Source organism: Nostoc sp., from assembly GCF_036917195.1.
Classification (GTDB): Bacteria; Cyanobacteriota; Cyanobacteriia; order Cyanobacteriales; family Nostocaceae; genus Nostoc.
Genome location: NZ_JBALDG010000074.1, coordinates 1 through 20,476, shown reverse-complemented (window position 1 = coordinate 20,476; position 20,476 = coordinate 1). Strand labels below are relative to the sequence as shown.

Annotated in this window: 21 protein-coding genes and 2 pseudogenes; 15 read left to right on the top strand and 8 right to left on the bottom strand. The window is 40.1% G+C overall.

The window, feature by feature from the left end; genetic code table 11:
- Window positions 1–109: 109 nt before the first annotated feature.
- Together V7K40_RS25455 and V7K40_RS25450 are read right to left on the bottom strand one after the other, a co-directional pair.
- Window positions 110–541: a winged helix-turn-helix domain-containing protein gene (locus V7K40_RS25455; protein ID WP_334964674.1), complete on the bottom strand. Its 432-nt coding sequence runs from the start codon at window positions 539–541 to the stop codon at window positions 110–112.
- A gap of 159 nt (window positions 542–700) precedes the next feature.
- Entirely contained in the window at window positions 701–982 is a 282-nt protein-coding gene (locus tag V7K40_RS25450) for a hypothetical protein (RefSeq protein WP_334964672.1), read from the bottom strand.
- Window positions 983–1,063: 81 nt separating this feature from the next.
- Here V7K40_RS25450 and V7K40_RS25445 point away from each other — a divergent pair, with 81 nt between their 5' ends.
- Together V7K40_RS25445 and V7K40_RS25440 are read left to right on the top strand one after the other, a co-directional pair.
- Entirely contained in the window at window positions 1,064–1,492 is a 429-nt protein-coding gene (locus V7K40_RS25445; protein ID WP_334964670.1) for an IS630 transposase-related protein, read from the top strand.
- A 45-nt stretch (window positions 1,493–1,537) separates the two neighbouring features.
- Window positions 1,538–1,942, top strand: coding sequence for a transposase (locus tag V7K40_RS25440; protein WP_334964668.1), 405 nt, complete (start codon window positions 1,538–1,540; stop codon window positions 1,940–1,942).
- On the opposite strand, the gene V7K40_RS25435 is transcribed toward V7K40_RS25440, so the two are convergent.
- Together V7K40_RS25435 and V7K40_RS25430 are read right to left on the bottom strand one after the other, a co-directional pair.
- The gene (locus V7K40_RS25435) at window positions 1,939–2,145 is read right to left on the bottom strand and encodes a hypothetical protein (RefSeq protein ID WP_334964666.1); all 207 of its coding nucleotides are present in this window, start codon (window positions 2,143–2,145) and stop codon (window positions 1,939–1,941) included. The genes V7K40_RS25440 and V7K40_RS25435 overlap by 4 nt on opposite strands.
- A gap of 223 nt (window positions 2,146–2,368) precedes the next feature.
- Window positions 2,369–2,793: pseudogene (locus V7K40_RS25430) on the bottom strand (Tn3 family transposase); the annotation flags it as partial.
- 189 nt (window positions 2,794–2,982) lie between these two features.
- Here V7K40_RS25430 and V7K40_RS25425 point away from each other — a divergent pair.
- The 8 genes from V7K40_RS25425 (at window position 2,983) to V7K40_RS25390 (ending at window position 10,266) form a co-directional block, all read left to right on the top strand.
- Window positions 2,983–4,041 (top strand): sulfonate ABC transporter substrate-binding protein, encoded by a 1,059-nt coding sequence (locus tag V7K40_RS25425; RefSeq protein WP_334964664.1) that lies wholly within the window; start codon window positions 2,983–2,985, stop codon window positions 4,039–4,041.
- 26 nt (window positions 4,042–4,067) lie between these two features.
- Window positions 4,068–5,777 (top strand): fumarate reductase/succinate dehydrogenase flavoprotein subunit, encoded by a 1,710-nt coding sequence (locus V7K40_RS25420; protein WP_334964662.1) that lies wholly within the window; start codon window positions 4,068–4,070, stop codon window positions 5,775–5,777.
- Window positions 5,778–6,002: 225 nt separating this feature from the next.
- Window positions 6,003–6,485, top strand: a complete 483-nt coding sequence (locus V7K40_RS25415; RefSeq protein WP_334964660.1) for an HAD-IA family hydrolase — start codon at window positions 6,003–6,005, stop codon at window positions 6,483–6,485.
- Window positions 6,486–6,559: 74 nt separating this feature from the next.
- Window positions 6,560–7,342, top strand: coding sequence for a methyltransferase domain-containing protein (locus V7K40_RS25410; RefSeq protein ID WP_334964658.1), 783 nt, complete (start codon window positions 6,560–6,562; stop codon window positions 7,340–7,342).
- Window positions 7,343–7,366: 24 nt separating this feature from the next.
- On the top strand, window positions 7,367–7,828 hold the full coding sequence (locus V7K40_RS25405) for a GNAT family N-acetyltransferase (protein ID WP_334964656.1): 462 nt from the start codon (window positions 7,367–7,369) through the stop codon (window positions 7,826–7,828).
- A 188-nt stretch (window positions 7,829–8,016) separates the two neighbouring features.
- Window positions 8,017–8,244 carry a ferredoxin family protein gene (locus V7K40_RS25400; protein ID WP_334964654.1) on the top strand — a complete coding sequence of 76 codons (228 nt, stop codon included), beginning with the start codon at window positions 8,017–8,019 and terminating at the stop codon, window positions 8,242–8,244.
- A gap of 19 nt (window positions 8,245–8,263) precedes the next feature.
- The gene (locus V7K40_RS25395) at window positions 8,264–9,223 is read left to right on the top strand and encodes a HEAT repeat domain-containing protein (RefSeq protein ID WP_334964652.1); all 960 of its coding nucleotides are present in this window, start codon (window positions 8,264–8,266) and stop codon (window positions 9,221–9,223) included.
- A gap of 14 nt (window positions 9,224–9,237) precedes the next feature.
- Complete coding sequence (locus V7K40_RS25390; protein WP_334964650.1) at window positions 9,238–10,266, top strand: Mrp/NBP35 family ATP-binding protein; 1,029 nt, start codon at window positions 9,238–9,240, stop codon at window positions 10,264–10,266.
- Between the two features lie 208 nt (window positions 10,267–10,474).
- Here the strand turns inward: V7K40_RS25390 and V7K40_RS25385 are convergent, their stop codons facing one another.
- The 3 genes from V7K40_RS25385 to V7K40_RS25375 form a co-directional block, all read right to left on the bottom strand.
- Complete coding sequence (locus V7K40_RS25385; protein WP_334964648.1) at window positions 10,475–10,840, bottom strand: carbonic anhydrase; 366 nt, start codon at window positions 10,838–10,840, stop codon at window positions 10,475–10,477.
- 131 nt (window positions 10,841–10,971) lie between these two features.
- A complete protein-coding gene (locus V7K40_RS25380) occupies window positions 10,972–11,838 on the bottom strand; it encodes a CmcJ/NvfI family oxidoreductase (protein WP_334964646.1) in 867 nt (288 codons plus the stop codon).
- Window positions 11,839–11,882: 44 nt separating this feature from the next.
- Window positions 11,883–12,554, bottom strand: coding sequence for a glutathione S-transferase family protein (locus tag V7K40_RS25375; RefSeq protein ID WP_334964644.1), 672 nt, complete (start codon window positions 12,552–12,554; stop codon window positions 11,883–11,885).
- A 275-nt stretch (window positions 12,555–12,829) separates the two neighbouring features.
- On the opposite strand from V7K40_RS25375, the gene V7K40_RS25370 reads away from it, so the two are divergent.
- The 5 genes and pseudogenes from V7K40_RS25370 to V7K40_RS25350 all read left to right on the top strand — a co-directional run bounded on the left by V7K40_RS25370 (window position 12,830) and on the right by V7K40_RS25350 (window position 18,871).
- Window positions 12,830–13,123, top strand: coding sequence for a hypothetical protein (locus tag V7K40_RS25370; protein WP_334964642.1), 294 nt, complete (start codon window positions 12,830–12,832; stop codon window positions 13,121–13,123).
- A gap of 8 nt (window positions 13,124–13,131) precedes the next feature.
- A pseudogene (locus V7K40_RS25365) lies at window positions 13,132–13,578 on the top strand (aspartate/glutamate racemase family protein).
- Window positions 13,579–14,456: 878 nt separating this feature from the next.
- Window positions 14,457–15,503: a formylglycine-generating enzyme family protein gene (locus V7K40_RS25360; protein ID WP_334964640.1), complete on the top strand. Its 1,047-nt coding sequence runs from the start codon at window positions 14,457–14,459 to the stop codon at window positions 15,501–15,503.
- Window positions 15,487–17,877 carry a sulfatase-like hydrolase/transferase gene (locus tag V7K40_RS25355; protein WP_334964638.1) on the top strand — a complete coding sequence of 797 codons (2,391 nt, stop codon included), beginning with the start codon at window positions 15,487–15,489 and terminating at the stop codon, window positions 17,875–17,877. Before V7K40_RS25360 ends, V7K40_RS25355 begins: the two co-directional genes overlap by 17 nt.
- Before the next feature lie 121 nt (window positions 17,878–17,998).
- Window positions 17,999–18,871: a bile acid:sodium symporter gene (locus V7K40_RS25350; RefSeq protein WP_334964636.1), complete on the top strand. Its 873-nt coding sequence runs from the start codon at window positions 17,999–18,001 to the stop codon at window positions 18,869–18,871.
- A gap of 668 nt (window positions 18,872–19,539) precedes the next feature.
- Here V7K40_RS25350 and V7K40_RS25345 read toward each other — a convergent pair.
- Window positions 19,540–20,361 (bottom strand): MBL fold metallo-hydrolase, encoded by an 822-nt coding sequence (locus tag V7K40_RS25345; protein ID WP_334964676.1) that lies wholly within the window; start codon window positions 20,359–20,361, stop codon window positions 19,540–19,542.
- Window positions 20,362–20,476: the final 115 nt, after the last annotated feature.

Below are 20,476 nucleotides of genomic sequence, written 5' to 3'. Positions count from 1 at the left end.
CGGTCTTCTTTCAACACCCGATTGATGTCTAGCATTTTTCTGTCTCATTCCAGTTGCTAATCGTTACTCTACCTTATTAAGCGACAAGTCTATTGGCACAACTATTTTTCTACCAGACCAGTCCTAGTTTTTGCAACACAACCCGCATTAATCGGACAAAAAACTTCAGTTGCGCTTTCAAAAATCCCCTTTGTTCTAGGGTCGCACTTTTTTCATCCAATGGTCTTGGTAATTGTAAGGTTAAACCCAGTCGTCTTAGTTGTCTCCACGCCGTTGTCCGATGTATGCCGATACCAAACTGTTGTTTAATCAATTCCCCTACTTTTGGTCCACTCCATAACCCACCGTCATCTGGAGGTGATTGTAATCGTTGAAAAAGTTTCTTTTGCTGTTCTGGAGTTAAGGCTTTTTGTTTACCTCCAGGGTTGTTTTTATGTCCCTCTACAATCCCTTCTACACCTAGAGCATTGTAACAGCGAGCAATTTTTCCTACCCAATCAGCACTAAAACCTGTAATCGCAGCTACTTGCTCTACTTTCATTGGTTTTCCAGGTCGGCTCAACAGACGAATCACTAACCATCATGTGCCTTCTTTTACTTCTCTACAACGTCGGTAGCGTTGGGTTAATTCTGCCTAATCCAGGTGAGGAATGATTTTAATCCGAGTACGAGGCATCGCTGTACACCGATTTTACTTCCCTTAAATAATACTATCTATTGTAACTTGGTATAATTCATCATCAAGATCGTCTAGTTCTGTTTCAGCAAAACCGCAAATTTCAGCAATGTTAGAAAGGGTGAAGTAGTTTTCATCTTTGCTGGTAATTCCTTCGAGGTTTTTAATCAGGTATTTGCCACTGGTTCTGTGGTTGGGATCATTGGTAAGGTAGAAGCGATAGCCTCTAATCTCGTCATCATCCCCACCTCCTACACAGAGTTCTACTGTGATGGGGGCTTTACCCGATTCCTGGCTGTATAGCAACTGCCAAGGTAGGACAAACAGTATACTTTAGGAGGAAAGTAAAACTAGATACCGATTAAATATTGAAGACAAGAAAAGCTGATGCCAAAACCCTACAGTTACGACTTACCTCAGAAGGTGATCCAAGCAATAGAGTTAGATCGGATGAGTAAGACACAAGCGGCACAAGTTTTTCAAATCAGTCGAAATACAATCAACCTATGGCTACAAAGGAAAGCCAGCACGGGAGATTACCAAGCACTACTAAACCAACCACCAGGCAATGGGCATAAAATCACGGACTGGGAGAAATTTCAGAAATTTGTGGAAGTGAATCGGGATAAAACTCAAGCCCAGATGGCCAAACTATGGCCAGAAGAAATTAGTGAGCGTACAATCTCAAGAGCCTTAAAAAAAATCGGGTTAAGGCGTAAAAAAAAACTTACGGCTATCAAGAAAGAGATCAAGCTAAACGACAAGAATTTAGAGAAGAGATTAACAACTATAAACCAGAGTCAATCATCTATATAGATGAATCTGGAATGGATAATAGAGACGATTATGGCTATGGATGGAATGAATGAAAAAAGAAAGCGGTTTCATACACTCAAGAGTGGCAAAAGACAAGAACGAGTTAATTTGATTACCGCCTATTGTAATGGCAAGTTATTTGCTCCATTTACTGTTGAGGGTGCTTCTAACCGTAACGTCTTTGAAATTTGGCTTGAAAGTTGTTTACTCCCATCGCTTAAACCCGGACAAATAGTGATTGCCGACAATGCCACATTTCATCGCCGGGATCGGATTCAAGAATTAATTGAAACAGCAGGCTGTCAGTTAAAATACTTACCACCTGATTCACCTGACCTGAATAACATTGAGCGATGTTGGTCTTGGTTGAAAAGTCGAATTCGTCAACAAATAGTTCACTTTCACTGTATAAGGGATGCCATGGAATATCTACTTCGTACCGCGTCCTAACCGCCTTGTCCGTTGCTATAGTTTTCTACATAGGCTTTAAAGTCTTCGTGGGACTGGATAGAATCATCTTGAATTGAGGATGCGATCACTTTAGAGAGTGTGTTTTCAATATGGCGGAGTTTGCGGCGATCTGTCAGGTTTTCCCATGAGCGATTTTGAGAATTTTGTCTTTGCTTAGGTTTGGTCAGTGTTTTGGTAGCCATAGGTACTCAAAGCTGATTGCCGATTGAGTTAACCTAACAAGGCTTGATCTGGAAACAGCTAGACCAAATGGCGATTTATAAGTTGTCCAGTTGGCTAATATTGACAGTTAGCAGTTTTATGAACAAATATCCTCAAGCTAATTTTATCATAAGACTCAGAATAAACAACGTTTGGGAAAATCATAAATCATTTAAGTGTTTCATGTTTTGTATAGCTAGCATTTCAGCGATACTTATTTTCCTTAACCCGCAAAGGACGCAACTGGTCAAAACTGGTCGCCTGCTTCAAATTCCAGACATAATCGCCAGTGAGATTGATATGCTCCCAACCCAATGGTGACAAATGTTGTAAATATTCTTCAGGAATATTCATTCCTTGTTGTTTAAAATAGTTCACGCTTTTTCTAAGTACACCGTATTCCACAGAACGATAGCCGCAATTACCAAATTCAACCCACTGGCCTGATAGAATTGGTCTTCATAAGAGCGATGCCTACGGCGGGCTGCGCCTACGCGCAATTCCCCACCCGATTAAAAACACCGCCCTTTTCAGGGCATCGCCCGTCGCCGTAGTTCTGCACTCTGCAACCATTCCAGGGTAAATAAAGTCCGCTCAATCCTCCCAAACTCCCGCAAAGCCAAAGCTAAACTCTTATATATGAGTTATTTTGCCGTTTTTGCCAAAATTTTTATAGGCTCTTATTTTGGCAAAGGTATTGTTATAGGCATACTTTTTCGGATCTTGCATTTGCGGCTTATCTATGCGAATATTCTATCAGTAAAATACGGTAAGCTGCTCTATTTATCGTAGTATTGATATTGCTTGTAATTTAATGTATGTTCAGTAAGTATTTACCACATCGACTGATCAGGATTGTCAGCAGCTTTCTTCAAAATTATGAAATATCCAGAATTGGCATATTTGCCTTATTCTTTACCTGTGGGTTAAGTTTGGCTCTTGTGATATCTGCGTGTTCTGCCAACAATACAGGTAACTCTGTAGCAACACAGACAGCAAATCAAGGTGTGGTAGTTCGTATTGGTTATCAAAAAGCGGCGACTATTCTCAGTGCTCTCAAAAACCGAGGTAATTTAGCGAAAACTTTAACGACTGCTGGTGCTTCGGTGACATGGGCAGAATTTCCCGCAGGCCCACCTATGCTAGAAGCAATGAACGCAGGTAGTATTGACTTTGGCTATACGGGTGAATCACCACCAATATTTGCCCAAGCCGGAGGTACTCCCTTGCTTTATGTTGCTTATGATCCTTGGAGTCCCAAAGCTGAAGCAATTATTGTACCGAAAGATTCACCAATTAAAACGGTTGCTGACCTGAAAGGGAAAAAAGTAGCCTTTGCTAAAGGCTCGAACACTAACTATCTTGTTGTCAAAGCTGTAGAAGCTGCCGGATTAAACTATAGTGACATTCAACCAGCACATCTAACACCAGCAGATGCGCGTGCTGCATTTACTGGTGGTAACGTTGATGCTTGGGCAATTTGGGACCCTTACCTAGCAGCAGTTGAACACGATACAAAGGTTAGGACATTAACAGATGCGACAAATTTAGCACCGAATCGGGGTTACTATCTTGCGCGTCAAGAGTTTGTTAATTCTCATCCAGATTTGTTGAAAACCCTGTTAGATGAAGTAAGCATTGTAGATAAATGGGCAACAAATAATCCAAAAGAAGTTGCCAAGTTTTTAGAACCAGAGTTAGGTATTCCCGCAACAGCATTAGAAAATGCCGAAAAACGACGAAAGCATGGCATTTTACCGCTAACAGATGAAGTAATCACTCAGCAACAAAACATTGCCGATACTTTTTACAAAATCAAGCTAGTTCCCAAGCAAATCCAAGTCAAAGATATCGTTTGGAACGGTAACAAATCTTAGAAGTTCCTCTCTACTAGCAAAAGCTTATGGACATTAACACCCAACAAATAAAAACGGATATACTTGTCATTGGTGGCGGTACAGCCGGGACAATGGCTGGAATTAAAGCCAAACAAGCGAATCCCGATGCAGAGGTGCTGATCTTAGAAAAGGCTAACATCCGACGGAGTGGTGCGATCGCAATGGGTATGGATGGCGTGAATACCGCAGTTATTCCCGGCCATTCCACACCAGAACAATACGTGCGCGAAATCACCCTTGCTAACGATGGCATTGTCAACCAAAAAGCCGTATATCAAACAGGTAAATTGGGTTATGAAGTTATCCAAGAATTAGAAAGTTGGGGTGTGAAATTTCAAAAAGATGCCCAAGGTAACTATGACTTAAAACAAGTGCATCGTGTGGGTAAATATGTCTTACCCATGCCAGAAGGTAAAGACCTCAAAACAATTCTCACCCGCCAAGTCAAACGCCACAAAGTCAAAGTAACAAATCGCGTCATGGCAACCCGTGTATTAGTCAAAGCAGGACGTGCTATTGGTGCGGTAGGATTTGATGTCAGAAACGGAGATTATATTGTCATTCAAGCTAAAGCAGTCATCCTGTGTACAGGTGCTTGTGGCAGATTAGGATTACCTGCTTCCGGCTATCTCTACGGCACTTATGAAAATCCTACCAATGCTGGAGATGGCTATTCAATGGCTTATCATGCAGGTGCAGAACTTAGTAATATTGAATGCTTTCAAGTTAATCCTTTAATCAAAGATTACAATGGTCCCGCCTGTGCTTATGTTGCCGGTCCTTTTGGCGCTCATACTGCTAACGCCGAAGGAAATCGCTTCATTAGCTGTGACTATTGGAGTGGTCAAATGATGTTAGAAATCTGGAAAGAATTAAATTCTGGAAAAGGACCAGTCCAATTGAAAATGACCCATCTTGATGAAGATACAATCGCTGAAATTGAATCTATACTTTGGGCAAATGAACGACCAAGTAGAGAACGTTTTCATCAAGGTAGAAATGAAAATTACCGCACCCACGGCGTAGAGATGCACATTTCCGAAATAGGCTTATGTAGCGGTCATAGTGCTTCTGGTGTATGGGTAAATGAAAATGCTCAAACAACCATCCCAGGTTTATATGCAGCCGGAGATATGGCCAGCGTTCCCCATAATTATATGATTGGGGCATTTGTTTTTGGTCGCATAGCCGGAAGTCATGCCATTGAATATATCCAAAATTTAAATTTTATTGAACCAGATACAGATTTTTTAGAAGCTGAAAAATTCAAAATTTATGCACCTTTAACTCGTCCGAATGGTGTACCTCACACCCAGGTAGAATATAAATTAAGACGCTTAGTTAATGATTATCTGCAACCACCAAAATCAGGTAATAAAATCGAGATTGGTTTAAAACATTTTGTGCAATATCAAGAAACATTAGATTTAATGGGCGCTCGTGACCCTCATGAATTGATGCGTAGTCTAGAAGTTCACTTTATTCGCGACTGTGCAGAAATGGCAGCCAGAGCATCATTATATCGCCAAGAGACTCGTTGGGGTCTTTATCATTATCGCTTAGATTACCCAGAGAAAAATGATGATGAGTGGTTTTGTCATGTCAATTTAAAGAAAGATGAGTTAGGGGAAATGGTATTGTTTAAGCGTCCTGTAGATCCTTACATCGTAGAAGTAGATGCAGTTAAAGAAGTCTACAATGTTGCTGTTAAATGAATGTCCATGAAAATACTCTATGAAGCAATAATTTTTGCTCTCGATAATACATTGTTTAATTTTGAGCTATGTGAACGTCAAGCTATTCTAGGAGCATTGGAAGACTGTGCAGTATATTTAGATTTAAATGGAATCAGTGAAACTATTTTTCTTCAAGTCTTTGAAACTTATAATTCCAAGTATTGAAGACAGCGAGAAATCTTTTCTCCTAGTGAGTTAATCGAGATGTCCTATCGAAGTACACTTTCTCAATTAGATATACAAACAGATCAAATCAACAATCTTAGTCAAAGTTTTTGGCATATTTTTAATCATTTTGCTGTAATGGAATCTGATGTAAATGAAGTGCTAACTGTTCTCACACGCAATTATCGTTTGGTTGTCATTACGAACGGTTTTATATCAGCGCAACTACCGAGAATGCAAGCTGCTGTAATTGAGCATTTTTTTCAAGCAGTTGTAGTTTCTGAAGCAATTGGTTTTGCTAAACCATCTCCTGAGATATTCCATCATGCTTTATCTAGGTTAAATTTAACATTAGCACAAGTTCTTTACGTTGGACATTCTCTAAAGCACGACTATGCAGGAGCAACACAAGTCAAAATTGATTTTTGCTATTACAACAGAAAAAATCAAAATTTACCACAAGAAGCAAAACCAAACTTTATGATGAGTAAACTCTTAAATTTGCTGGAATTGTTTAACTAACAGATTTTTGATTTATTCATCTAAAGTTAAATTTTAAATAGGTTATTTTAAATTATTTTGATGAGTTTTTTAATATGTCTATATATAATTCAATTGGTCAACAATACTCAAAAACTCGCGTTCCTGATATCCGTATTGTCAATAAAATAATTGATTTACTCAATTTACCCAAAGGTAGCATTATTGCTGATATCGGCGCTGGTACTGGTGGTTACAGTATAAAGCTAGTTAACCAAGGATTTCTTGTTAATGCTATTGAACCTTCTGTAGTTATGCAAAAACAAGTAGTAGAACATCAGCAAATTAAGTGGTTTACTGGCTATGCAGAAAATTTACCTCTACCAGATCAGTCTGTTGATGCTGCTGTAAGTATCCTGGCAATTCATCACTTTTCTCATCTCGAAAAAGCTTTTCAGGAAATGCACAGAATAATTAGAGATGGCGCAATAATTTTGTTAACTTTTGATATTAGATTATCTCAGAGGATATGGCTTTATGATTATTTTCCGTTTTTGTGGGAAGATGCGTTACGATTTTTACCACTTAACGAACAGGTTAATTTAATTCAGAGTAATACTAAAAGGCGTGTTAAAGCCATACCCCTTTTGTTACCATATGATTTATCTGATTTATTCGCAGCAGCAGGCTGGAGACGACCAGAGTTATATCTTCAACCAGAAGTACGTGCAGGAATATCATCTTTTGCTTTAGCTCATCAAGATTTAGCAGAACAAGGAGTAAAGTTACTTGCAGCAGATTTAAGTAGTGGAGAATGGAGCAAAAAATATGGTGATATTCACAATTTGACAGAAATTGATATAGGCTATCGTTTTATCCATGCAACGCTGGATAACTAAATAATTGTAATTTAATATTAAATTATGACAAACAAGGTTAGTGTAAATGAGAAAATTAAAATTAGACAAGCTGGGATTAAAAATGTAGAGAGAATTGCTAGTCTTTGCGAACAACTTGAATATTCTGTGACTAATCAACAAATAGAGCAGCGCCTTACTAAAATTAAAAATAACGATGCTCATATTGTGTATGTTGTCACTTTAGAAGATGAATATGTAATAGCTTGGGCGCACGCTCATATTTGTGACTCAATAGTTATTCCGATTCCAGCGATTATTTTGGGATTAGTTGTAGATAAAGATTATCGTCATAGTAGAATTAGACGTTTTTTAATGCAACAAATTGAACAGTGGGCTTCTCTGGCTGGATGTGATAGCGTTCTGTTACGTTCTAATATTAAACGCAAAGAAACTCACTTGTTTTATGAGAAAATTGGCTATACCAATATCAAGCAATCATTAACTTTTCATAAAAAATTGCTATAGTGAAAAATATGCAATAAATTAATATATTTGCCACTCACTTTCTACTTGCTGATCGTCTGCATTTTAAATCTTTGAATGAACTACATCGTATGCATCCAAACAAGCTACAATTGTGAGATAATTGATGCAAGCTTACCCCATTCATTTTACCGTTTAGCAGTTTTAATACAAAATTATGGAGTTATTTTATGGCTTTAATCAATCAAAGAATAGATGTTCCTGTCATTGTTGATGAATCAAAATGTTTAGAAAAATGCACAGCCTGTATTGAAGTTTGTCCCTTGGATGTATTGGCGAAAAATCCAGAAACAGGCAAAGCTTACATGAAATATGATGAGTGTTGGTTTTGTCTACCTTGTGAAAAAGAATGTCCAACCAATGCAATTATAGTACAAATTCCCTTTTTGCTACGTTAACTATCTGTGGTAAAAATTAATGAATGATAACCTCAAACATTGGCTAGAAATGTTGCGATCGCCTGACGTAAATGATCGTATAGTAGCTGTCAAAACCTTGCAACATCTAGGCGATGACGAAACAATCGATGCTTTAATTATAGCTTTGAAAGACGAACATATTACTGTTCAGAAAATAGCAATATCTGCCCTTTGGGAAATTGCTAATCCTGTTGCCATCCCTGCTTTAATTGAATGCCTCGGTTCAGTAGATACAGATATTCGCACTGAAGCCGCATCAGCATTAAGCGAGTTAGTTACACAAGACGAATTGTTACTTTTACTAGATAAACTCCAAAATAATGATGTAAATATTCAATTAAATATTTTGGTGCTTTTGCGGAAGATACATGATATTCAATCTTTACCTGACATTTTACCATTTTTAGAATCAAAAAATTCTGAGTTAAGAGAAGCAGCCGTTACGACACTGCGATATATCAATCAACTAGAAAAATGTCCGCAAGCTTTAAATTTAATCTTTGATGAGGAAGCAAGTGTACGTCGTGCTGCTGCTTTAACTTTAGAAAATTTACAAGATGCAGAAGTGATTACAATACTTTGTCAAGCACTTACAAATGATAGTGACTGGCAAGTTCGCCGGAATGCAGCTAAATCTCTGGCTATTCATGCAAATAATCAAGCAATTTCAGCATTAGAAATAGCTTTAAATGATGAACATTGGCAAGTGCGCAAATCAACAGCACAAGCTTTGCAAAAAATTCCAGATATTCAAGTTATGTCAAGATTAATTCAAACATTAACAGATGAATATGCAGATGTAAGAAAAGAAGCTGCGATCGCACTTGGAAATTTAGCTCATCCCGACGTTATTAACCCCCTACAACAAGCCTTAGATGACCCTGACAAAGAAGTGTCTATCCAAGCACAACGGGCAATTCAGAAGATTCAAACAGATAAAAAAGTCGTATTGGGTTAAGTGAATTGACAATAATGATGCAATCAAAGGATAATTTCTATCAGCAACAAGTAGTCCAACTCCTCAAACAGGTTATCGAACCTATCTTAAAAAATGACATCGTTAGTTTGGGAATGATACGAAACTTACGCATAGTTGATGACTATATTTACTTACGTTTATATATTGGTTCTCATCAACACCAATTACAGCCAGAAATTCAATCCAAATTATCATCCCTATCTTGGTGTAAAAAAACTTATATTCAAATTTGTACAATTATTGGTGTTAAAATAACTCTTGCAGTTTCTAGTGGTAAAGGTGGTGTGGGTAAATCTACAATAGCCGTTAATATCGCCACAGCTTTAAAATTACAAGGTGCAAAAGTAGGACTATTAGATGCTGATGTTTATGGCCCTAATGTTCCCCAAATGTTGGGTTTAGGACAAGCTGATATTCAAGTGATTAATACTCCCACAGGTGATAAGTTTTTACCTCTAGAAGTTCAGGGAATAAAAATAATGTCAGTGGGTTTACTTGCAGAAGCAAATCGTCCCTTGGCATGGCGGGGGCCTGTATTGCATAAAATTATCACGCAATTTTTGCAAGATGTGGAATGGGGTGAATTAGATTATTTATTGATAGATTTACCTCCCGGTACAGGTGATGCTCAAATTACAATTATCCAAGAAAGCCCAATTTGTGGAGTCATTTTAGTGACAACTCCTCAACAAGTGGCTGTTGCAGATGTACGACGTAATATATATATGTTTCGCCAAGTGGGTGTTCCTGTCCTTGGCATCATTGAAAATATGAGTTATTTAATTTGTGGTGATTGTGGTTCACGCACACCGATTTTTGGTAGTGGTGGCGGCGAACAATTGGCGGCAGAATTACAAGCGCCTCTGTTAGGACAAATTCCCATTGATTCCCGCATTTGTAGTGGTAGTGATACTGGAAATACGATTACGATAAGTGAATACGCTTCACCAGCAAAGGAGGTTTTTACACAAATAGCTACTTCATTAAATACTACTTTTACGTTACACGATAAAACTACGTAGCTTGACCAAGTTTAGTAGCTTTAAGAACTTCAATTAATTGCCCTGTTTTGACATCGTAGATATAGCCATAGATAGGAATTTCATTCGGAACTAATGGATGCAAACGAATCCGTTGTACATCTGTACAGACGCTTTTAGCTTGGTCATCAATAGTTAACCAATTGATAAACTTGCCTTCGCTTGATCCCGACCCAGATCCAGTATCTGACTAACCTATTTCATCTAGCTTGGCTGTTTTGAGGCTACTAGAAAGTAAATTACTGATGATTTCATTAGTGAAGGTTTCCATCCCGCAATTAGTGTGATGAATTACAAACCATTCACGCGTACCAAGTAATTTGTAAGAAATTACTAAAGAGCGAATCGCATCATCGCTAGCACGTCCCCCTGCATTGCGAATTACATGAGCATCTCCTTCAGCTAGTCCAGCAAATTTAGCTGGGTCAAGTCGAGCATCCATGCACGTAAGAATTGCAAACCGACGAGATGGGGGTATAGTGAGATTACCTTTATCACCGAATTTATCAGTGTAACTAAGATTAGCTGCTAGAACTTCTTCTACAATTTGGCTCATTTTGAGTTTATGTGGGCGATAAGCCTGACGGCATAGCTAACGCTTACCGCTAGCTTAGTAAACCAAAAGTAAATAGACCACACCTGTCGTAGGGGCGCAGAGAGTAGGAGTTTGAGACAAGTTTTTGCTATTTATGCGGGGTAAAAGACCAATATTCGTAGTTCGATGCTTTCTCGTGGGGGAGCGTTGACTGGGCTGGTAGGATCTTCAAAAGCTGTATGGGCTGCAAAACGTGCGTGTCCGTCTTCTGCGGAGTCGAAACATTTGATAAACAGTGCTTCGTCTCTGTGCATTTGTGGGAAGTAGAACCATTTATGTTGGGGGTTATATGTGACTCCGTATGTCTCACCAATGCGATCACGGTACACTAAATCACCAGCTACAAGGTCTGTTATTGCAATGCTTTGCGCGTCACACACTGCTAATGGTGACTCTTGAATTGGTTGTGTGATCGCTCGCCAAACATTGATGATGGCAAATCGTTGTTTTAGTAGGGCATCAATGTCATCTATCCCCCGCGCTGCTAGTTCCAAATGGGCGCGAGTATAGCCGGATTTGGCGGTGAAGTCGTTGTGTACGCGCAAGGCAGGTTCTTTAATATTATTCTCAGCTGGCTTTGACTGATCGGCGTTACGCAGGGTGTGATCAAATATCACTACCTTCGTTGCACCTGTCACTTCTTTTAACAATTGCTCGGCTTCTGGATAGTAGACGCGGCGTACTTCGTCTTCATCGTAAAAGTTGCGGAGATTAGTATTATGTCCAGTAAAGGCGAATCCTTCTTTATCTAACGAGATGTTCTCTGAAATAGAACGAGCATTGTAAATTGGCAGTTTATGCGTCTGATAAGTTGCATTCGTGCGGGGAATCCCGGCTGGTGGTTCATAAGTATAGTTAATAGGTTTTTCTGCCATTGGAATCAGGTAACTGAGGTTAGCCTCTACGGATGGCAGATCCAGGGAAATCGGTCTATCTATAACTTGGTTATTTAAGCTCATAGGTTATCCCATTTTAAATTTTGGTTAATTGTTGGTCATGTGTCCTATTTTTGAGATGCACCAACGGGAACAGGTTCACCGAGAACTTTGGCAAATCTTTGCAAATAGAAGTCCACAGAATTTGCTATTGCTTGAATTGAGGAGCGATCCCGTACTAAACTCCACCATGTCTGCAAACGAGGTGTTTCGGCCGGTAGTGTGAATTTAGGGAAGTGTTCTAACAGTGGTAAACGTTCAAACCAAGGATAGAAGCTGATATCAACTAAGCTAAACTGATCTCCTAACAAGTAATCACCTTTGCCTAATTTTTTTTGTTCAATATATAGAAGTGCTTCTGTGAACTCTTTTCGTCCTTGTTCTTGTTCGGTGCTATCTTTACCGCGTAGAAATTTGTTAAAAGCTGGGACAAACCGAGTATTGGCGTAGTCTATCCAAATCCGAGCGATCGCTTTAGCTGCGGGATCGCGGGATAACAAAGATGGCTTGGGAAAAACCTCATCTAGATATTCATTGATAATGCCGGACTCGTAAATTTCAACATCCCCATATTTGATAGCTGGAACTTTACCATAGCGCGAAATCTGCGTGTACCCATCTGGTTTGTTTTGTAAGTCAATTTCTATCGGGGTGAAGTCAACACCTTTTTCCAGTAAAACTACACGGGTACGTTGAGAGAAGGTAGAGCCTTTGGCGAAGTACAGTTGTATGTTACTCATGAAATCCTTTCCTTATAATCATCCTGAACAGAGAATATTCGAGATTGCACAACTCAAACTCAAGCAATAAGACGGAAGCAAGATGGGTTGATTAGTGCAGTTAAATAATTGACTGGCAGGTATCTATGTCAGTTAGATGATATATTACAGTTAATCGGTCGATTTAACGTAGTTTCATATATTATACAGTCTTCTTAAAAATATGTATACCTAATTGTTAGTGTAACTAAATAAATATTTAGACATCATTAGGCTTGTCAACAAGAGGTATAAATATGTACTCGAAAGCTGACTCTAATAGGCAGATCCGTCTTGGCTTGTTAGTACCCGCAGGTAACACGACGTTTGAGCCTGACTTTCACTGTGCTTTTTCCAGTCAAGTCAGTGTTCATAGCCATCGCCTGATTGCCCAACGCTCCCACGCATCTGAGAACTATGAATCAATGGATGACATTAACGAAGAAGCTGTTAAGGAAGTCGAAAAATTAGCTAGAGCCAGGTACATTTTGGAGCATACGGCTTCACAACAGCAACATTTCACCGAGGGCGAGTTTTTGCTGAAAAATTAGAGCAACGTTTGACACAGATGGTAGGAGTACCCGTTATTGTGCCTGCTTTAGCTCTATTAGAAGCGTTGACATACCTAAAAATTAGGAAAATTTCTGTAGTCACCCCTTATCCAGAATGAAATAACCAAACGCTGAAAACGTTTTTGAGTGAAGCGTCTTTTGAAATAGTGGGGTTTAAAGGTGATGAACGCCCAAAAGAAGTAGCGAAAAATAATTACCTTTGGCATCAGTTACCCGATGAAGCCGCAGCTTTCATCAAAAAAGTATCTCACAAAGGTGCAGATGCTATTGTGTTGCCCTGTACGGCATGGAGAACATTTGAGGTGATTAAGGAATTAGAGGATGATTTGAATATTCCTGTAGTCACAGCAAACCAAGCCACAATATGGAGTTTAGCAAGGCGCGCTTCTATTGAATCTGCACTTCGCCTCAGAGGAAAACTGTTTGCTATTTAGTCACAGAGCTTTTCATAGATTAAATCTTAAAAAGAGGAAATTTCATGTCAGACAAGTCTAATTTGGCCCAGGCAAATTACTACAAAATTTTGAGGAACATTGGAGTGAACAAAATCGCCGTCAAAGACTCCTACAAGCTATTCGCTGGATAGAGACTGAACCTTTTACACTAGGTGTGAGCGCTCACATTATGGCTATTGCTAAAAAGGTAGCAGTCTGACAGCAAGATGCTCTGTGGCTACACCAATATCTTACTGAGGTGGTGTTAAGCTTTTTCGTAGCTAAATATATATAGTGCTTGACTTATGTTTTCACAAGATGTAATTTATCAATATAAGATAAAACATCGGTAAACTAATCGATTTTGAGTACTTTAGTAAATTTCAAATAACAAAATAGCTCAAAAACTCTCTTCTCATTTCTTTGTGCCTCTGTGGTACCCTGTGACGAGACGCTATGCGAATGCGTCTATGTTTATTTTGGTAATTTATTTATTGAAAGTCCATTAATAAAAATAAAGATATTTATTGTAAATTGGCTTGAGTTTAGAGTTAACAGTTTCTAATAGGATCAAAGATTGAAAAATTTTATAATATTTATTATGAAATACAGATTTTTTCGACAATAAATAATGTAATGCAAGAAATAGATTACCGAGAAAGACAACGAAAAGGGGATTATTTATCTAAAATTAAAAATGATATAAGTTTTAAGAAAAGTTGAATCTTATTTAGGACTTACGCATAACTCTCTCAAACTCTTATTCCTTTGTGTTCTTTGCGTCCTTTGCGGTTCGTTTTTTCATTATTTTGCGTAAGTCCTGTTATTGATGAACTACAGGCATTCAATTAGAAATAGCAAAAGTGAGAATATTAGGTATGGAAAAAAAATATTGCTTTCTCACATTAATATTTATTCAGGGAATAGCGATCGCACTCTTATTCATCAATCCAACCGCATTTGCAGCCACAGTCAATCCCTGTCCCCAAGATATGGCGATGATTTCAGGAGGAACGTTCAAAATGGGGTCTGATAATTCCAGTTTTGTGGAGGAGCGATCGCCTGGAGATGTAACGCTGACTAACTTCTGTATTGATAAATATGAGGTAATAAATGCACAATTTGGTGAATTTGTCAAAGCCACAGGATATGTGACAGTTGCAGAGCGTCCCTTATCTCAAGAACAGTTTCCCGATTTACCCGATGAGCAGCGATTATCGGGTTCTTTAGTGTTTGAGATGGCAAAACCAGGTGTCAAGCAAGTTTCCTTTTTGAGTTGGTGGCATTGGACTCCTGGCGCGAATTGGCAACATCCTTTTGGCCCAGACACTACGATTGCTAGCAAATCCAACTACCCAGTTGTCCACATAGCTTACGAAGATGCCCTAGCCTACGCCAAATGGTCAGGAAAATCCTTACCCAGCGAAGCCCAATGGGAATATGCCGCCCGTGGTGGCTTGGACGGTGCAACATACACTTGGGGCAATCAATATTCTGAACATAGAGCCAACACTTGGCAAGGAACTTTTCCCTTTTTCAATACCAAAGCCGATGGTCACTTGGGCATTGCTCCCGTCGGTTCTTTTGTACCCAATGGTTATGGACTCTATGACATGACCGGCAATGTTTGGGAATGGACTAGTGATTTTTTTAAAATCGGACGTGATCGCAAATCCCATCAAATTAATCCTATTGCCTTAAATCAAAGCTTTGATCCCAAAAAGCCAGATGAATCAAAGTTACACGTAATCAAGGGGGGATCATATCTCTGCGCTCCCAATTACTGTAGCCGCTTCCGTCCGGCGGCGCGGGAGTCAGAATCACCGGATACGGGAACTACTCATATCGGGTTTCGGCTAGTTAAAAATTTGGCTGATTCCAGCACACTACCTTTGATAAGCAACAATAATGGCACAACTGACTGATCCTCACAAGAGAGATTCTTTGTATCCATCTCTCAAGTTAACTTCTGGCGCGATCGCCTTTTTGACAGTTCTGACGCTAATATTTTCTAGCCTCTTACCTCTACCTGCTTGGGCGGACTATGGCGACAAATTGCCATTACCCCAACCATCTTTTCAAGGCAAAATTGGCATTACTTACAAAGAATCCCAACCAGACTTCCCCAAACCAATTAAGGCTCCAGAAAATGCACCAAACGTTTTACTGGTGTTGCTTGATGATGTCGGTTTTGGACAAACCAGCACCTTTGGCGGTCTGATCGATACGCCTAATTTAGACCGTCTAGCAGAAAGGGGATTGCGTTATAACCAATTTCACACTACAGCACTCTGCTCTCCTACTAGAGCCGCATTGCTTACAGGACGCAACCATCATTCTGTAAGTACAGGTGTGGTTACGGAGTTAGCCACAGGCTACCCAGGTTATACTGCGATTTTACCTAAAAGTGCGGCAACGATCGCCGAAGTATTGCGAGACTATGGATATAACACGGCGGCCTTTGGGAAATGGCACAATACCCCAGATTATGAAACCAGTGCAGCCGGCCCATTTGATCGCTGGCCAACAGGTTTAGGTTTTGAGTACTTCTATGGCTTTATGGGCGGTGATACCAATCAATGGAGTCCAGCTTTGGTGGAAAATACTCAACATATTCAAAAACCAAATCGCCCTGATTATCACCTTACCCCGGATCTAGCAGACCATGCGATTAAGTGGATTCGCACCCAACAAGCGATCGCTCCTGATAAACCCTTCTTTACCTACTTTGCCACTGGCGCTACCCATGCCCCACATCATGCGCCCAAAGAATGGATCGACAAGTACAAGGGTAAATTTGATCGAGGTTGGGATAAATTACGCGAAGACATCTTTGCTCGTCAGCTAGCCCTTGGTGTAATTCCCGCCGATACTAAGCTGACTCCTCGCCCGGCGGAACTCCCGGCTTGGGATTCCCTCACTCCCACCGAGCAGAAAGTTTATGCGCGTCAGGCGGAAGTATTTGCAGGTTTCCTCAGCCATACCGATGCACAAATTGGTAGAGTCATTGATGCGATTGATCAACTGGGTGAATTGGATAACACCTTAGTCTTTTTCATCGCTGGGGATAATGGTGCGAGTGCTGAAGGCGGCTTAACAGGTAGTATCAATGAATTAAAAGTCTTTAATGGCGTAGCAGAAAATCCTCAAGAAGTTCTCGCGGCTTTAGATGATTTAGGTGGGCCAAAAACCTTCAATCATTTTCATGCAGCTTGGGCTTGGGCAGTGGATAGCCCCTTCCAATGGACAAAACAAATTGCTTCTCACTTCGGCGGAACTCGCAATGGTTTAGTTGTGGCTTGGGGCGATCGCATCAAAAATCGTGGTAGAGTGCAAAGCCAATTCCATCATGTAATTGATATTGCGCCTACAATTTTGGAAGCTGTAGGGATTGAAGAACCAGAGGTTATCAACGGTGCAAAACAACAACCCATCGAAGGTACTAGCCTCGTCTATAGCTTTGATAATCCTGCTGTGCCATCCCATCACAAAACCCAGTATTTTGAGATGCTTGGCAATCGTGGCATTTACGATCAAGGTTGGGTAGCAGCCGCCCGTCATGGACGCTTACCTTGGGAGCGTGTCTCCAAAACCACCTTCGATGAAGATAATTGGGAACTATACGATATTACCAAAGACTTCAGTGAAGCCAACGATTTAGCCAAGCAGAACCCTGACAAGTTAGCGCAACTACAAAATCTATTTCTGAAGGAAGCAAAGAAGTACAAAGTTCTGCCCTTGGACGATCGCTTAATTCAACGGTTTGATGTCAAAACCCGTTCCAACCTAATCACAGGACGCAATAGCTTTACTTATTACACATCTGTTGCAGGGATTCCCGAAGGTAGCGCTCCCAATATTAAGAATCGCTCCTTTAGCATCACTGCCGATGTGGATACTGCTTCATCTGGTACTGAAGGCGTTTTAGTTACCCAAGGCGGACGTTTTGCGGGTTGGAGTTTCTTCTTGAAAGAAGGTAAACCCACCTTTGCTTACAACTTCTTAAATAGCGATCGCACAATCATTCAATCTTCTCAACCAATTGCGATTGGTAAATCCCAAATCAAATTTGACTTTACTTATGATGGTGGCGCTCCAGGAGCAGGCGGTACTGGTAAGCTTTTGATTAATGATCAACAGGTTGCCCAAGGCCGCATTGATAGAACCATAGGCTACCGATTTGGTTTAGATGAAACCTTTGATATTGGTCAAGATACTGGCACACCTGCGGTAGATACTTACCAAACACCTTTTGCATTCACTGGCAACTTACAGCAAGTCACTCTGGAATTGAAGTAATAGGGATTGAGGATTGGGGATTGGGGACTGGGGACTAGGGATTGGTTATTCTCCTCTGCCCCTCTGCCCCTCCGCTCCTTTGCCCCTTTGCGCCTTTGCGTCTCTGCGTGAGAAAAAAATCATGAACGAAATCTTGTCACTAATCGACAAACTCGCACTTTTCACATTTATCGTGTTCACCATGCTAGGTGCAGGGTTAAGTCTAACTGTACAACAGATTTGGGAACCACTCCGCAACCTCCGCTTAGTCATATCATCGCTGCTGACAAATTTTGTGCTAGTGCCGCTTTTTGTATATTTATTACTACAAGTAGTACATTTAAGTGAACCACTTAGAGATGGCTTACTGATCATGGCAGTAGCATCAGGGCCTCCAGCACTACCTAAACTTGCCCATATAGTCAAAGGCAATATAGCTTTCTCGGTGGGATTAATGATGTTATTAATGCTGGGCACAATTTTTTATATGCCGATTGTATTGCCCTTAGTGGTGGAAGGTGTACAAATTAACTCCTGGGACATTGCCAAACCTTTATTGTTAATGATGGTCAGCCCATTGATCATTGGGTTATTCATCAAAGCAAAATTAAGTGCGATCGTCCCCATTATCCAGCCGATTTTGTTCAAATTATCTAATGCTGGATTGCTTTTAGGTCTGGTAGTTAGGCTGATAGTTCACACTAGCGATATCATTGGTTTATTACAAACAGGTGCAATTTTAGTTTGTGCCGTTTTCATAGTCTTCTCCTTTAGCGTGGGTTATCTTTTGGGCGGCCCTGGTATCGATACCCAACGAGTGCTAGGAGTAGGAACAGCTCAACGTAATTTTGCCACAGCATTATTAGTAGCTACAAGTAATTTTGAAGATCCAAGCGTAGTGAGCATCATCATGGTGACGAGTATTTTAATGATGATCGTAGTTTTGATCGCCGGACCAAAGTTCATAGAACTAGACCAAGGAACGGGTGTAGAGATAGAACAGGTAGAAGGTTGAAACTCTCCTAACTGCAAAAATATCTCTGTATTTCACTCCCTCCCTAAGAATTGTGCTTGGCAAAAGAAGGCTGTTCAGTTCAAGGTAAAGCCAAATGTTTCTAACATGGGTACCAACACAGAGCAAGCGAAGATGTTATTGACTGATCTAAGCAAAAATGTGATCGAAGTAAAGGCATACAGAAATCCATCCGTCACTTTTGAGATGGAAGACTTGGAAGAGTGTTCAGCAACCGCAGCCTAACTCGGCATTTATACTGCTTTCACTCCATCGCCTGCTTTTGCACCATTAATTAATAATTCCAAAAAACGTTTTTGGAATGACTTAACTTCCCTATATGAAGAAACGTGACCAAGTTGACTTTGATAAACTTCCTTTAATATACAAGCGTCTGTTACATAAGTATATGATGCAATACGGTTCAGTTAAGGCTAAAACTCTGCTGTTCAAAGTCAATTTTTTAACGAACCGCCAAGGCGCAGAGGACGCAGAGACAAGAAAGAGATGCTTAACTGAACCGTATTAATATATGATGTCCAATCACTTAAGATTTCTGAAAACCCGAATACTTTATGCAATGCCTGTAAATATGATTCATCGTCTAGGCTATTCGACTCAGTAAGAGTGCCATCAATGTCAAACATCACCAATTTCATTTTCATCCTGCTCTAGATATACATAGCAAAGTAATCATTGTAGATTTCTGTATTAGTCATGACTGTGAGTTCTATTTGTTTCTGTTCTTCATCTGTTGCCGAACTCGTAGCTGAGTCTAAGCTTTCTTGAGGAATAAAATCACCACAGTATTCATTCGCAGGTACAACTGCATTCATCTTTTGGGGATAACTCAATTTGAGATTATTCATGATGGTAATGAATTGACTACGGCTGCGATCACTAAATCTGGGATTAAGCCGCTTTTCTTCGCCAATGGTGGAAACTGTGCGTCCTTTATAGTCATGGGCAGGATATACCTTGGTATCATCTGGCAAGGTGAATAAGCGTTGTGTCACCACATCGTATAAAGTTCCAGCATCGCCTCCCTGAAAATCTGTGCGTCCACAACCACGAATAAATAAGGCATCACCAGTTAACAGATGGGTTTTGTTCACCAAATATGCTATATGACTGGCGGTGTGACCTGGCGTGGAAATTGTTTCGATGATTACCGATCCCACCTCTAGAATTTCGCCACCGACAAGGGAGCGATCGGCTTTTGTCACAGTAGTATTCTGAGGAACGATCACCTGAGCGCCTGTTTGTTGCCTGAGTTTGCCTGCCCCTGTGATGTGATCGGCATGAAGGTGAGTTTCTAGACAGTAGCGTAGCTTTAATCCCAGTTCATCCAATGATTGCAAATCGCGATCAACTTGCTCTAATACAGGATCGATTAGAACAGCATCTCCTGTCTGCTCATCGGCAATTAAATAAGTGTAACTACTAGTTTCAGGGTCAAAAAATTGCCGAAATAGGAAAGTTGACTGCGGTATCTCTGCACTGCGACCGCTTACGCTTACTTCTGGACTTTAGACTAAGAAGCACAAAATAACTCAGAGAAGCTGAGTTGAGAACAGCCAAAGCAAAAAAGTAGAAAAATCACAAATT